Annotated in this window: 11 protein-coding genes, 1 tRNA gene and 1 pseudogene; 7 read left to right on the top strand and 6 right to left on the bottom strand. The window is 32.2% G+C overall.

Features of this window, described 5'->3' with window-relative positions; translation table 11 throughout:
• Nucleotides 1–1,683 (top strand): glycoside hydrolase family 3 C-terminal domain-containing protein (locus tag VFS71_RS19090; RefSeq protein WP_326403249.1); only part of this gene is annotated, 1,683 nt, incomplete at its 5' end.
• 83 nt (nt 1,684–1,766) lie between these two features.
• Here VFS71_RS19090 and VFS71_RS19085 read toward each other — a convergent pair.
• The 4 genes from VFS71_RS19085 to VFS71_RS19070 all read right to left on the bottom strand — a co-directional run bounded on the left by VFS71_RS19085 (nt 1,767) and on the right by VFS71_RS19070 (nt 5,894).
• Complete coding sequence (locus VFS71_RS19085) at nt 1,767–2,375, bottom strand: hypothetical protein (protein WP_326403248.1); 609 nt, start codon at nt 2,373–2,375, stop codon at nt 1,767–1,769.
• Between the two features lie 236 nt (nt 2,376–2,611).
• Nucleotides 2,612–3,037 (bottom strand): response regulator, encoded by a 426-nt coding sequence (locus VFS71_RS19080; protein ID WP_326403246.1) that lies wholly within the window; start codon nt 3,035–3,037, stop codon nt 2,612–2,614.
• Between the two features lie 42 nt (nt 3,038–3,079).
• A complete protein-coding gene (locus tag VFS71_RS19075) occupies nt 3,080–5,491 on the bottom strand; it encodes an MASE1 domain-containing protein (protein WP_326403245.1) in 2,412 nt (803 codons plus the stop codon).
• A 330-nt stretch (nt 5,492–5,821) separates the two neighbouring features.
• Nucleotides 5,822–5,894, bottom strand: a tRNA-Phe gene (locus tag VFS71_RS19070).
• 144 nt (nt 5,895–6,038) lie between these two features.
• Between VFS71_RS19070 and VFS71_RS19065 the strand changes: the two genes are divergently transcribed.
• The 6 genes from VFS71_RS19065 to VFS71_RS19040 all read left to right on the top strand — a co-directional run bounded on the left by VFS71_RS19065 (nt 6,039) and on the right by VFS71_RS19040 (nt 12,296).
• Nucleotides 6,039–6,773: a type III pantothenate kinase gene (locus tag VFS71_RS19065; RefSeq protein ID WP_326403244.1), complete on the top strand. Its 735-nt coding sequence runs from the start codon at nt 6,039–6,041 to the stop codon at nt 6,771–6,773.
• Entirely contained in the window at nt 6,766–8,016 is a 1,251-nt protein-coding gene (locus tag VFS71_RS19060) for a hypothetical protein (protein WP_326403243.1), read from the top strand. The genes VFS71_RS19065 and VFS71_RS19060 overlap by 8 nt, the downstream gene beginning before the upstream one ends.
• A gap of 43 nt (nt 8,017–8,059) precedes the next feature.
• On the top strand, nt 8,060–8,614 hold the full coding sequence (gene lptC, locus VFS71_RS19055) for an LPS export ABC transporter periplasmic protein LptC (protein ID WP_326403242.1): 555 nt from the start codon (nt 8,060–8,062) through the stop codon (nt 8,612–8,614).
• A 15-nt stretch (nt 8,615–8,629) separates the two neighbouring features.
• On the top strand, nt 8,630–8,821 hold the full coding sequence (locus VFS71_RS19050; protein WP_326403241.1) for a hypothetical protein: 192 nt from the start codon (nt 8,630–8,632) through the stop codon (nt 8,819–8,821).
• A gap of 5 nt (nt 8,822–8,826) precedes the next feature.
• Nucleotides 8,827–10,086: a hemolysin family protein gene (locus tag VFS71_RS19045; RefSeq protein WP_326403240.1), complete on the top strand. Its 1,260-nt coding sequence runs from the start codon at nt 8,827–8,829 to the stop codon at nt 10,084–10,086.
• Nucleotides 10,087–10,196: 110 nt separating this feature from the next.
• Entirely contained in the window at nt 10,197–12,296 is a 2,100-nt protein-coding gene (locus tag VFS71_RS19040; protein WP_326403239.1) for a peptidylprolyl isomerase, read from the top strand.
• A 222-nt stretch (nt 12,297–12,518) separates the two neighbouring features.
• On the opposite strand, the gene VFS71_RS19035 is transcribed toward VFS71_RS19040, so the two are convergent.
• Nucleotides 12,519–13,430, bottom strand: a complete 912-nt coding sequence (locus VFS71_RS19035; protein ID WP_326403238.1) for a GYDIA family GHMP kinase — start codon at nt 13,428–13,430, stop codon at nt 12,519–12,521.
• Nucleotides 13,431–13,489: 59 nt separating this feature from the next.
• Nucleotides 13,490–14,147, bottom strand: a pseudogene (locus tag VFS71_RS19030) (hydroxymethylglutaryl-CoA reductase); the annotation flags it as partial.

The raw sequence follows: 14,147 nt of genomic DNA, 5'->3' as shown, positions 1-14,147 counted from the left end.
TACTTGTCAAGTCGAATGGGAGAGGCGATGGTAAGAGGTTTTGAAGGGGTTGATGTTGGATCAAAATATAATGTGGCTTCCTGCATGAAACATTATATAGGATATGGTAGTACAACAACCGGAAAAGACAGAACTCCAAGTGTTATTCCGGAGCGAGTGTTGAGACAATTTGACCTGACCATTTATCAAACAGCTATTAAAGCGGGTGCCAAAAGTGTAATGGTGAGCTCGGGTGAGATTAATGGAACTCCTGTTCATGCCAGCAAATATTTAATTACTGATGTCTTGAAAAAAGAATTGGGTTTTCAAGGTGTTGTAGTTACAGATTGGAAAGATATTATTTATCTCCATACTAGACATAAAGTAGCTGAGAACAATCGTGAAGCGGTAAAATTATCGGTATTGGCTGGAATTGATATGAGTATGGTTCCAGAAGATTATACTTTTTATGTTGATTTGTTAGACTTAGTGAACAAAGGAGAAGTGCCAATGTCAAGAATTGACGATGCGGTTACCAGAATTTTAAAAATGAAATTTGAATTGAATTTATTTCAAACAGCAGTTGCTAATTTGAAGGATTATCCAAAGTTTGGTTCTCAAGAATTTATTGATGTTGCATACAATGCTGCGTCCGAGTCAATCACTTTGTTAAAAAACAACAATGCCGTATTGCCTTTAAATAAAAACGAAAAAGTATTGCTAACCGGACCAACGGCTAATAGTATGAAATATTTGAATGGAGGTTGGTCTTACAATTGGCAAGGAGAAAATTCAGATACTTATGCAGCAGATAAAATGACTATTCTGGAAGCATTGCAAAATAAAATTGGAAAAGAAAATGTGTTGTATACTACTGGAGCTGATTTAGTGAACTTTGATGATGCTAAAATTGCAAAAACAGTTGAAATGGCCAAAGGTGTGTCTAAAGTTATTCTATGTCTTGGCGAAAAAAACTATACTGAAACCCCAGGTGATATTAGCAATTTATACATTACTGCTTCGCAATCTAAACTGGCTTTGGCTTTGTCTAAATTAAACATACCAATTATTTTGGTTTTGAATGAAGGAAGACCAAGATTGATAAGTGATTTTGAAGATAATATGGGTGCTGTAGTACAGTGCTATTTGTCAGGAAATGAAGGAGCAAGAGCATTGGCAGATATATTGTATGGAGATGTGAATCCTAGCGGAAGGTTGCCGTATAATTATCCTAGGTATCCTAATTCGCTAGAAAAATACAATCGAAAATACACAGAAAGTTTAGGGGATGATGAGCAAAATAATGATGCCAAATATGAAAAAAGTTATTCTCCTCAATTTGAATTTGGTACAGGTTTGTCGTATACAACTTTCGCATATTCGAATCTTAAAATTGATAAAGCAGAAATAAGTAATTCAGATGATTTAAAAGTTACTGTTGATGTGAAAAATACAGGAAAAGTAAGTGGAAAAGTATCTGTTTTGCTCTATCTGTCAGATAAGGTGGCAAGTATAACTCCGGAAGTTAAAGCGTTGAAACGATTTGAAAAAATTAATCTTGCTCCTGGCGAGAGTAAAACAGTAAGTTTTATTTTGAATCAGAAAGACCTTCAATTTGTAAACAATGACTTGAAATGGATTTCTGAAAAAGGAACTTTCAAAATTCAAATAGAAGGACTTACGCAAGAGTTTATATTAAGATAGGTTTAATTAGTTAGGAGAAAAGTGGTAACAGTTTTAGGACTGTTGCCATTTTTTTTTAAAAAATACCTAGTGAGCTTGAGCGGTTAGAACTTGAAAATTTTATTTAAAAAATGAGGTTTTGTATTGGTTTTTATAGATGTATTTGAATCGGAGTGAGCATCTTCATATTCAAAATTTGAATATCCAAGAAGCACCCTAATGCCTTCAGGAACATTGTTTAGTATTATTTTTTTTTGAGAATTTAAATCGTTTTGGATAATTGCCGATTTTTGTCTTTCATTTACAAAATGAGATAATATCAGCATAACTGCAAAATTTAGTATAGCCCCCGCTGTTTCACTTTTAATACCTACTTCATTCGATATCATTTCTGATATACGCCCTTTTTTGGTAGAGAAAATCAAATTCAATGGAATAAAACCCTCCTGTTCAAAAGAGTAATTTATTGAGGAAATTTTTCCATTTTCAAATTCGGTAGTTCTATAAAATTCGGTAAAAGTTATAGAATCAATGATTTTATCATATAAAATGGTATTGTCCATTATATTCTCGAGGCCAATAAGAACGGTGCAAATACTGGTGTCAATAGATTTTCTCAATAGTATTTCATTTTCTTCAAATTTTTTACAAAATATTGAAATTAATGGCGAAGTGATAATGCCTCGCAGTTGAAGAAGTAAAATGGGGGTCATATTTTATCTTTTATCAAGCAATTTTTATTTTTATCGATTTTAAATAATCGATAAAATGATTTGTTTTTCCGATTATCTGATAAATATATAAAAAATATAACAAAAGACAAGAAAAATATTTTTTTTTGTAAAAAGAATGTTTTATGTGACAATAAAAAACTGCTATTGGTCATTATTTTTTGTAATAGCGGTTTAGCATAAATTAATGTTTTGGATAAACCAATTGTAAAATTAATCTAGATATCCGGGAAAAATGTATTCATAATCGAAGTAAGTCCCTCCATAGTAAGGGCCTTGTTCTGAAAGCCTGAAATTGCAGAAAGGTTTGAAGCTTTTTCTTTGTCATCAGGGTTAAGTGAACTAGTGAGCATTATAATAATAATTTTTCCTTTTTGATTTTCATCCAATTTTGAAAAGGCTTCTGCAAATTCCCATCCATCCATTACAGGCATATTGATATCCAGTAGAATCAGCATGGGCTGGGGAAATATACCATTAGATTTTTCATATTTTCCCGAGTTGGTCAAATAGTCTAATGCTTGACGACCATTTAAAGTGGTTTCGATATGTTCTGTTATTCCTGCTTTTTTGATTAACATTTTGCTGATGAAATTGGTTGCCGCATCGTCATCGACAAGCAAAACAGAATTTAATTTTTTCATATGTAGCTATTTATTTTTTTAAGGAATTGGATGCCGTTGTTTTTATTTTGGTATCGTAAAGTAAACGATTGTGCCTTGACCAAATGTAGATTCTATCCAAATGGTACCTCTATGCAAGGCGATAATTTTTTTGCAAATAGCAAGGCCGATTCCTGTTCCAGAATATTCATCCCGATTATTGAGACGTTTGAAAATTGCAAAGACCTTTTCTATATTGTTCTCTTCTATCCCTATCCCATTATCTTCAATGGCAAACTGCCAATTGTCTTCAACTTGTTTTGCAGTGATATTGATAGTTATGGGAACCTCTTTTTTTCTAAATTTTATTGCATTTTCTATCAAATTTTGAAATAACTGAATTAATTCTATGGAGTATCCTTGAACTTTGGGTAAATCTCCAATAGTGATTTGTGTTTCAGTTTTTTGAATGATGTCTGATAAAATTGAAATAGCATCATCTACTATTTCATTACTGTCGACTTCTTTTATTTCTATTTGACTTCCTATTCTGGAATAGTCCAATAGCCCTTTGACTAGTTTTTGCATCCTGTCAGAGGATTCCAAAATAAAATCCAGATATTGATTGATATTTTCATTAGCATCTTTTGGAAAATCTGCTTTGATGAGTTCTGAAAAACATTTTAGCGTAATCAATGGTTCCTGTAAATCATGGGAAGTGATATAGGCAAATTGCTCTAGCTCTTTGTTTTGAATTTGTAATTTCTGATTTTGATTTGCAATCTCTCTTTCATTTTCTTTTATTTGGCTAATATCTCTTACGATGGCATTTATATGATGTTTGTTTCCATTATCGTCAAAAATCATTTTGGCACTGAGAGAAACATATTTTAATGATCCTGATTTTGTTTTAATCAATCGTTCAAAATTATTTAAAATCAATCGTTCATTAATTAGCTTTATGGCGATGTCGTTTTTTTCATCTTCGGGTTGTAAAAAATAAGTTGGCTTGCCAATTAACTCATTTGCAGTGTAGCCGCAAAATTCTACCACGGAAGGGCTTAAATCTGTGAAAATCCCTTCAATATCAGTTTGGAAAATTACGTCCTGAATATTTTCAAATATGTTTCGATATTTTTCTTCGCTTTTTATCAAAGCTTCCTCGGCTTTTATCTTTTCAGTTATATTAGTTGATATGACGGTAGCTCCAATAATTTTATTGTTTTGAGTTACAATAGGGCTAATCTTTAATTCCCAAAAACTGTTATTGGTTTTAAAACTTCTTATTGTGGTAATACTCTCTCCTAGAAAAACTTTGTTTAAGACAGTTACTGCTTCATCAAGTTCTTCTTTGTTAATCAGGCAATCCTGAAGTTTCATTCCCAAAATAATGTCTATACCATTCATGATTTTCATGTTATGGCGATGTAGATTATTAAAACTTAAATATTCATAATTTAGACCTATAGAGTAAATACTAATATCTTTTGGGCTCTCAAGAGTAGATTCAAGCAAAATTTGATTTTCGCGAAGATTTTTTTCACTTGTTTTAATCAAATCTTCAGCTTTTTTTCGTTCTGAGATAATTCCTACCAAAAAGAGGCTACAAATGGTTATCACACTCAAAAATAAGTCCAAAAACAAAATAGAATCGTTAATGTGCTCTTCATAAAATGGACCGATTCCTTGAGACGTTGTTATAATAGCAAACAATGCTATTATAATAATGAACAACGTTGTAATTTGAATCCCAAAACGATAGACAGACCAGAACAATAAAGGTAAGATGAGATATTTTAGGTCGTGATATTGAAAGAATACGCCGAAACATAATAAAATGGTTGCTAGCCCATAGAGTGTTAATTCGAAGAAATTAAAATTATTTTTATCGAAAGAATCTTTTAAAAACCAAGACAGCATCAAAGGAGTAATTAAAATGATACCAATTGCATCACCAAGCCACCATGTTTTATAAGTGTACCAAAATTGTTCTACAGAAATTGAACCGTAAAGTCTCAAGCTAATGACTCCAATAAGAGATGTAATCGTAGAATAAACGATTGGTCCTAAAATAAGTAATACCAATACATTTTGTCCATTTTTCAATGGATGCTCTTTTTGACACAAACGAGTTACGATAATTGTTCCTGTAATTGAAGCCATTACGGTTCCTATTGAAATAAAAAAGCCTATAGGAAGGTGATTTAGAAAATGTGTTTTATCCAGCTTTGCAATGTCTATATTAAGGAATATATTTGAATAAAGTGAGCCAATCCAAATGCCTATCAGTGCTTTGTGTCCCAAAATCAATACCGAGGCAAAAGCAAATCCTGCAGCAAAAAATATTGGACTAACAGTTCCAGAGTTGATTGTTATTAAAAAGCTTGTTTTAGAAAGTAGAATATATAATGTGGCAACCACAAGAACAGCAATTGGAGTTGACCTTAGTATTGAAGGTTTTGCATATAAAGAAGTTAATGAATTAATTGATTTCATTATATTTTGGTTTCTATTAATGTCAGCTACTCAAAATTAATAAGATTTGTCGGAACATGTTGATAATGAGGACAATTATTTTATAAAAAAATAATTTATATTTCTAAAATATAAGTTTGTTGGTATGAATTTATGAAATTTCGATATAAATTTCATAAATGGGAGCGTTTTTTTGTTAATGTCTTTGTAGTAATTTTTTCTGTTTTTGGAATTCAATAAAGAATTACTACTGTATAAATTTAAAGTTAACGTTTTCAATTAAATAAATGAAAACTGGACCTTTTGGAAAGATGTGAAAAACAGAAAACCCACTCGTTTGAGTGGGTTTTGTGGTACCTCCAGGGATCGAACCAGGGACACATGGATTTTCAGTCCATTGCTCTACCATCTGAGCTAAGGTACCGTGCTTATTATATCACTTAGCCTCTATTTTTATAGGAGTTCTGTGAACTTGTTTGCGGGTGCAAATATAGAATCTTTTTTAAATTAAACAATACATTTTTTAAAAAAAATCTATTCGTACCTTAGCATTTTTAAAAAAGATACTATGGTTTTAACTATTGATGTAGGGAATACAAGAATTAAAGGTGCTGTTTTTGAGGGGCATAGCACAATGGAGTTTTTTGTTTTTTCTAAAGATGAAATTCAAGAAAAAATTGAAACTATTTTAAAGAAATATGGGAAAGTCATGCATTTGGTTGTGGCTTCTGTTGGAAATGTAGATAAAAATTCGTTTTTGTATTTTCAAAAAAAACTTGATGTATGGTTTGTTTCCCACGAAGATGCTTTTCCTTTTGTTAATAATTATGCTACTCCAAAAACCTTGGGGATAGACAGAATGGTATTGGCGGCAGGTGCAACTTTGCAGTTTCAAAGTAAAAATCGTTTGATTATAGATGCTGGGACTTGTGTTACTTACGATTTTGTAGATCAAAATAACGTCTATCATGGTGGTGCTATTTCTCCGGGTTTGCGTTTACGATACGAATCGTTGCACAACTTCACCGAAAAACTACCTTTATTGACTGTAGAAAGTCCTAAATATTTTGTTGGGGATTCAACTGCCGAAGCAATCCATTCTGGAGTTGTAAATGGATTGGTCTATGAGATTAATGGTTTTGTCGATGAATATCAATCAAAATACTCAAATTTTATAATAATTTTAACGGGTGGAGACACAGATTTTTTGGCTAAACGATTAAAAAATACCATATTTGCCAATTCAAATTTTCTGTTAGAGAGTTTGAACCAAATTTTTCAATATAAAATAGAAAATGATTAAAAAAATTATTGTTATTGCATGTTTCTTTTTTTCACTAATGTCTAATGCTCAAAGTGGATCTGCCTCTCCTTACTCTTTTTTCGGAATTGGTGAATCCAGATTTAAGGGAAATCTTGAAAATCGTTCTATGGGAGGTTTGAATATCGAGCAAGACAGTCTTCATATTAATATTTTGAATCCTGCTAGTTTTGCCAGTATGAGGTTTACCACTTTTACTATAGGGGCAAATTATACTACAACTAGTCTGAAAACGGACTCTAATAAAGAAAATGCACAACGAACAACATTGGATTATTTGGCAGTTGCTTTGCCGTTAGGGAAAATTGGCGTTGGATTTGGATTATTGCCTTATACTTCAGTAGGGTACAATATTCAATCGACAAGTTCAGATCCAGACGGAGCAAATAATGTAATGAAGGGAACCGGTGGTTTAAACAAAGCTTTCTTCTCATTAGGATATACAGTTATTCCCAATTTAGTGGTTGGTGCTGATATACAGTATAATTTTGGAAGAATTAATAATACAAATTTAGAATATATTACAGGGGTGCCTATAGGAACTCAGGAGGAAAATAAAGCTGATTTGAATGGGTTTACAGCTAATTTTGGTGCAATGTACAAGCACAAAATCTATAAAAAAATAAATTTGTATAGTAGCTTTACATACACTCCTCAAAGTAAATTGTCTTCTAGTAATACTAGAACAATTTCTACGGTAAACTATAATTCTAATTTTGATGTTGCTGTTGTAGATAAAGTGGATGCAAAGGAAATTAGGACAGATTTGACTATTCCAGAAAAAATCTCTTTTGGTTTTGGTGCCGGTCAAATTAAGAAATGGATGATAGGTACTCAAATGGTTTTTCAAAATGTTGGAAAATTAGCATCTGATTATAATACTTCAAGCAATACAACTTATGGAAAATATTCAAGTTATAGTTTAGGGGGGTATTATGTCCCTAATTATAATGTTTTTTCTAAATACTATCAAAAAGTGGTGTATAGAGCTGGTTTAAAATATACGAAAACAGGGACTATTGTTAATTCAGAAGAGATAGATGATAAAGGGATAACTCTTGGTTTTGGATTGCCAATTCCAGGTAGTATTTCCAATGTTAATGTTGGTTTGGAATATGGGCAAAGAGGCACAACTGCTAAAGGATTAGTTCAAGAAAATTATTTTACTTTTGCGGTGAGTTTCTCTCTTAATGACAAATGGTTTGGACAAAGAAAAATTGACTAATTGTTAATTTAAATAAATTTGTTTTCCTAATTGACATTCTATTATGACTTTCTATAAAAAATATATCCTATTATTTTTACTGCTAATAATTGTTGTTAGCATGGTTTTGGGGTGTGAAAGTAATTTTAAGGAGGTTCAAAAAAATGATTATTCCGAATTTGTTCCCAGTGGTGATGCCGATAATGTGAATTTAAAATACACCGATTCCGGAAAAATAAAATCCATATTGATAAGCCCTAAAATGTTTGATTATGCAAATGTTGATTTTGCATTTACAGAATTCCCTAAAGGGGTTGACGTAACAATTTATGATGATAAGGGTAAAAGAACTTTCATCAAGTCGAATTATGCAGTTTCGTATAAACAAACCAATATTATAGATTTACAGGGAAAAGTAAAGATTACTTCGGAAGCTGGACAAATGCTAGAAACGGAACAATTGTATTTTGACCAAAAAAACCAATGGTTTTATACTGAGAAAAAATTTAAACTGACAGATGCAAAAGGAGGCTCAACTGGACAGGGAATTGATTTTAGCAAAGATTTTAAAGTCGTGAATTCACAACGAATAGAAGGAGAGATTGAATCTTCAGAATAATAAAAATAACACAACATGAATTTCTTAAAATATACCTCATACCTTTACTTAGCTTTTGGGATCTATTTTCTTTACGATGGATATACCAAATGGAATACTAACGAAACACCTTTATTGAGTTTTGTAATTGCGGGTCTTGCCATTTTTATGTTTTTCTTTAGAAGAAAGTTTGCCAAGAAATTTGAAGACAGAAATAAACAATCATAAATACTATGGAAATAGGTATCATAATATTGTGTTTAATACTATGTGCTTTTTTTTCAGGAATGGAGATAGCCTTTATATCTTCTAATAAAATTTATTTAGAATTAGAAAAAAAACAAGATAGTTTTCTTTCTAAAACTCTTACTAAGCTTACCGAAAAACCTTCAAAATTCATTGCAGCAATGCTTATTGGAAACAATATTGCACTTGTGGTTTATGGATTTTTTATGGGTGAATTGTTAATGAATTGGCTGTTGTTTTTTAATTTGCATTTTTCAGATTTTACGAGCCTTTTGATTCAAACTGTAATTTCAACATTTATTGTTTTAATAACAGCCGAGTTTCTGCCGAAAGTCTTTTTTCAGATTTATGCCAATTCACTGATTAAGTTTTTTGCCATTCCAGCCTATTTCTTTTATAAATTATTCTATTTCATTTCTACTTTTTTGATTTGGATTTCTGATTTTGTTTTGAAAAGATTTTTTAAAACGGAAGGAGACCAAGTGCAGCTTTATTTTAGTAAAGTTGAATTGGGAAACTATATCAATGAGCAGATGAGTACGGTTGAAGACCATGAAGAAGTAGATTCTGAAATACAGATATTTCGTAATGCGTTGGATTTTTCGGGAGTAAAGGCTCGTGATGTAATGACACCGAGAACAGAAATTGCTGCAATCAATGTTACGGAATCACTAGACGATCTTAAAGAATTGTTTATAGAGACGGGTTATTCTAAAATGGTGATTTATCAAAATTCATTAGACGATATTATTGGTTATGTTCATTCTTTTGATTTGTTCAAAAAACCTTCTACTATTAAGGAGATTGTTATTCCGGTTGAGTTTATTCCAGAGGCCATTTATATTAAAGATGCTATGAGTTTGTTGACCAAAAAACGAAAGAGCGTTGCGGTTGTACTGGATGAGTATGGAGGGACATCAGGTATTTTGACTATTGAGGATATAGTTGAAGAACTATTTGGTGAAATAGAAGATGAGCATGATCTGGATGAAGAATTGATAGAAAAAGAGCTTGAAGAAGGTGTTTTTTTATTTTCTGCCCGTTTCGATGTTGAGTATTTGAATCAGACCTATAAATTGACTATTCCTGAAAGTGATTCTTATGGTACACTTGGAGGATTCATCGTAGACTTTACTAAGGAAATTCCTCAAAAAGGAGATGAGATTACCATCGAAAACTATCATTTTGTGATAGAAGAAGCCACAAATAAGAAGATTGAATTGGTTAAAATGACTATCAAAGACTGAGATTCTTTTTTTAATTTAAAAAAAAACAAAAAAAAAACAGTAGTTCTATAATTATTAATTAGATAATTGTATTTTCGCAAACAAAATTTTAAAATAAACAATAATATACAATGGCAGTTTTATCAAAAATTAGACAACATTCCGCTATAATGATTGGAGTTATTGCTCTAGCATTATTCTCATTTATAATACAAGATCTCTTTACTAAAGGAAATTTTGGTAAGAGCTCGAAGGATGTTGGAAGCATCAATGGAAAGGATATCGCATTTGAAGACTTTAGAGTTAAAGTAAGTAATGTAGAAAAAAGTGGACAGGGGATTTCTTCAACAGAAGCGTCTAGACAAGTGTGGGATCAAGAAGTGACTATTGCTTTACTTTCTGCTGAATTTGATAAATTAGGATTAAGAGTTGGTGAGAAGCATATTATGGATGTTCTTAAAGCTGATCAAAATATTGGTAAAAACCCAATGTTCTTAAATGCTGCTGGTATGTTTGATGTTGTAAAATTCAAAGAATATTTCAGGTCAAATCCAGAGCAAGCACAATTTTTAAAAGACAGAGAAAAAAGTGCTGAGTTGAATGCTAAATTTCAAATCTACAATACCTTAATTAAAGCTGGTATTTATACAACTGAAAGCGAAGGAAAATTCAATTATGAAGTGGGGGCTAATAAAGTAAGCTTTGCTTATGTTGCTGGTTTATTTTCTAGTATCAAAGACAGTGAGGTTAAAGTTACTGACGCTGATATTTTGGATTACATGAAAGCGAGTCCAAAAAAATTCAAGTCTGAGGAAACTCGTAAAGTAGAATATGTTTTAATTGAAGATAAAGCATCTGCAGCAGATATTAATGAAGTTAAAACTAAAGTTAATTCATTATTGACAGGAAGTGTAGTTTACAATCAAGCAACTGGTAAAAATGATACTTTAGCAGGTTTTAAAAATACTAAAAATGTAATTGAATTTGTGAATTCAAACTCTGATGTGCCTTACGATTCTTCATATGTTGCCAAAAAAGATTTACCTGCAGTTGATGCTGATAAATTGTACAACTTAGCTCCAGGTGAAGTTTATGGACCTTATGTTTTTGGAAAATACTACTGTATTTCAAAATCTTTAGGAAGAAAAGCGGGTGTAAATGCTAAAGCAAGTCATATCCTTATTAGTTATGAAGGAACTCAAGTGCCTAACAAAAGAGAGAAAAGAACTAAAGAAGAAGCTAAGGCTAAAGCTGAAGAAATTTTAGCTCAAGTAACTGCAAATCCAGATAGCTTCTTGATGTTGGCTTTCACCAGTTCAGATGATTCATCTGCTCAACAAGGTGGGGATTTAGGATATTTTGGCCAAGGTCAAATGGTAAAACCTTTCAATGATTTCGTTTTCAATAATGGAATCGGAAAAGTTGGATTGGTAGAAACTCCATTTGGTTTCCACATCATCAAAATCACTGACAAACAAGACGGAATTCGTTTGGCAACTGTAGCTCAAAAAATCGAAGCTTCTGAAGCTACTTCTGATAAAGTGTTTACAGAGGCAACTAAATTTGAAATGGATGTTGCTGATAAAGATTTTAATAAGGTAGCAAAAGATATGGCTCTTACCGTATCACCAGCTGTTTCAGTAAAAGCAATGGACGAAAATTTTGGTCCTTTAGGAAACCAAAGAAATATCGTTAGATGGGCTTTTGAAAATGACACTAAAGAAGGTGCTGTAAAAAGATTTGAAGTGGCTAATTTAGGACACGTAATCGCAAAAGTTAAAACGATTGATAACTCTGGATTAGTACCAGTTGATCAAGCTAGACCTTATGTAGAGCAAATTCTTAAAAACAAGAAAAAAGCAGAATTATTGAAAGCTAAAATGAGCGGAAGTTCATTGGAAGCTATCGCAAAAGCTACAGGTACAACTGTGCAACAAGCCACTGATGTTACTTTGGAAAATCCAGTTTTAACTGGTGGTGTTGGTCAAGAACCAAAAGTTGTAGGGAATGCATTTGCATTGGCTGCTAATAAAGTATCAGCTCCAATTGAAGGAGTTACTGGGGTTTATGTAGTGAAAAACATAAGCACTGTTAAAGCACCTGCTTTAAAAAGCTATGCTGATAATGTAGCTAAATTAAAAGCGCAAAGTGCTTCTGAAGTAAATAGAGTATTGCCAGCTTTAAAAGAAGGTGCTGATATTAAAGACAACAGAAAAGATTTTAATTACTAAACAGTAATTTTCAAAAATAAAAAACCCGATACTTATAAACTGCAAGTATCGGGTTTTTTATATTTTGGAGCAGAAAGATTTGGCTTTTTTGTGAATATCGTCCTGCTATACACTTCAATCTTATACTTATAAGGATTTTCGTTTCTATCGGGGCTAAGAGGAAGCATTTTGTTTTTTTGCTTTATCTATGAAAAGAAAAAAATATAAGTGATCGAACTTAGGTTATAATATCATTTCGCTATATGGAATAATGGTCTCAAATCCTTTAGCCATAAAATAAGGACTGGGGTTTTCTTTTGAAATAACCAATACAAAATCACCTCCCCAAGCTCCAAGGCTTTTTATGGTTCCGTCAAAATCTGGGAACAAGGATTCTTTAACGGTTTTTATTTCAAGAATGGAACTCAGCTCTTTTTCGTGTTTTTCTAACGCTTGCGCAAAAGTGTCTTCGTCTTTTGCATCCAAAACAGTTTCTGTAAGTTGATCTATAATTTCTTTTGCGTCTTCTAAATTGTTTTTTTTCTCTTTATAGGAAGCAATGGCATTTTTGCTGTTTTGCTTTTGGTTGAGATAAACAAAGTATAAGTTTTCCGTAAATGTTGGATGAAATTTTACTTTTTCAACAACTGGTTTTCCTTGTTCAAGATGATATATAATGGGATTGTCGTTTTGTGCGCAAGCAATATCATAACCACTGCCTCCAAAACTGTTTTTAAGTAGTTCAAAGGCATTAATGTTAAACCATTGGGCAGTATTGTTTATTAAAGTCGAAGAGGTTCCTAATCCCCATTTTTTTGGAAAACTTAGATGGGTTGAAACGATATAACCTTCCGAGTTTAAAATTGCATCTGGATTCAATAGAAAGGCTTCACGTAAAATGGTAATTAGAGTATTTTTTACAGATTCTTTCTCAAAAGGAGTGTTGGAAATAATTGCCGAAAATGGAATGGTGTCTTCAAACCAAACACTTCCATCTGCATCATGGCTTTTCCATTTTATTTCTTGGTTGCTACTTTTCTCAGCAATTAGGTTTTGTCCAAATTTTGTAGGTAGGGCTAGTGCTTTTGCACCATCAAGAACGAGATACTCTCCTGTTATTAAAAGCTTTCCGTTGCTGTAAAATGTTTTTTTCATTATTTTTTAACTCAAACAGTTTTGTCAAGGTTTAAAACTTTGACAAAACTTAATGATAATTATTTCCTTAAATTTTCAATGTAATCAACTACTGCACTATGGGAAACAATATGATGCTTGAAGTGCTTTTTTATCAAAATACGTTCTTCTTCATTGGCTTCAAATTGATTTAGGATATTGTTCAAATGCATTTTCATGTGTCCATCTTGAATTCCTGTTGTAGTCAATGAGCGCAATGCGGCAAAGTTTTGTGCCAATCCAGCTACCGCAACAATTTGCATTAATTCTTTGGCTGAAGGTTTTTCAAGCATTTCTAATGATAACTTTACTAAAGGATGAAGCGATGTCAACCCGCCAACTGTACCTAAAGCCAAAGGAATTTCCAGCCAAAAACTAAAAATTCCGTTTTCAATTTTAGCATGGGACAAACTCGAGTAATGTCCTTTTCTGGAGGCATAGGCATGAATTCCTGCTTCTACAGCTCTAAAGTCGTTTCCGGTTGCGAGAACAACAGCATCGATTCCATTCATGATTCCTTTGTTGTGAGTTACGGCGCGATACGGCTCTACTTCTGCAATTTGAACGGCTTGAATAAATTTGACCGCAAATTCATGAGGATATTCAATATGTTTTTCGGCTAAATCTTCAATAGGACAAGAAACTTCGGCACGAACTATGCAATCTGGAACATAGTTGGAAAGAATACTCATAACTATT

It is taken from the genome of Flavobacterium sp. (assembly GCF_035760125.1).
Classification (GTDB): domain Bacteria; phylum Bacteroidota; class Bacteroidia; order Flavobacteriales; family Flavobacteriaceae; genus Flavobacterium.
This window is presented reverse-complemented; position numbering and strand designations above follow the sequence as displayed.

Excerpts from the sequence above, each read along its gene's own strand:
- VFS71_RS19075 (WP_326403245.1), bottom strand. The coding sequence starts at position 5,491 with ATGAAATCAATTAATTCATTAACTTCTTTATATGCAAAACCTTCAATA.
- VFS71_RS19035 (WP_326403238.1), bottom strand. The coding sequence starts at position 13,430 with ATGAAAAAAACATTTTACAGCAACGGAAAGCTTTTAATAACAGGAGAG.
- VFS71_RS19050 (WP_326403241.1), top strand. The coding sequence starts at position 8,630 with ATGAATTTCTTAAAATATACCTCATACCTTTACTTAGCTTTTGGGATC.
- lptC (WP_326403242.1), top strand. The coding sequence starts at position 8,060 with ATGACTTTCTATAAAAAATATATCCTATTATTTTTACTGCTAATAATT.
- VFS71_RS19065 (WP_326403244.1), top strand. The coding sequence starts at position 6,039 with ATGGTTTTAACTATTGATGTAGGGAATACAAGAATTAAAGGTGCTGTT.
- VFS71_RS19085 (WP_326403248.1), bottom strand. The coding sequence starts at position 2,375 with ATGACCCCCATTTTACTTCTTCAACTGCGAGGCATTATCACTTCGCCA.
- VFS71_RS19040 (WP_326403239.1), top strand. The coding sequence starts at position 10,197 with ATGGCAGTTTTATCAAAAATTAGACAACATTCCGCTATAATGATTGGA.
- VFS71_RS19045 (WP_326403240.1), top strand. The coding sequence starts at position 8,827 with ATGGAAATAGGTATCATAATATTGTGTTTAATACTATGTGCTTTTTTT.
- VFS71_RS19060 (WP_326403243.1), top strand. The coding sequence starts at position 6,766 with ATGATTAAAAAAATTATTGTTATTGCATGTTTCTTTTTTTCACTAATG.
- VFS71_RS19080 (WP_326403246.1), bottom strand. The coding sequence starts at position 3,037 with ATGAAAAAATTAAATTCTGTTTTGCTTGTCGATGACGATGCGGCAACC.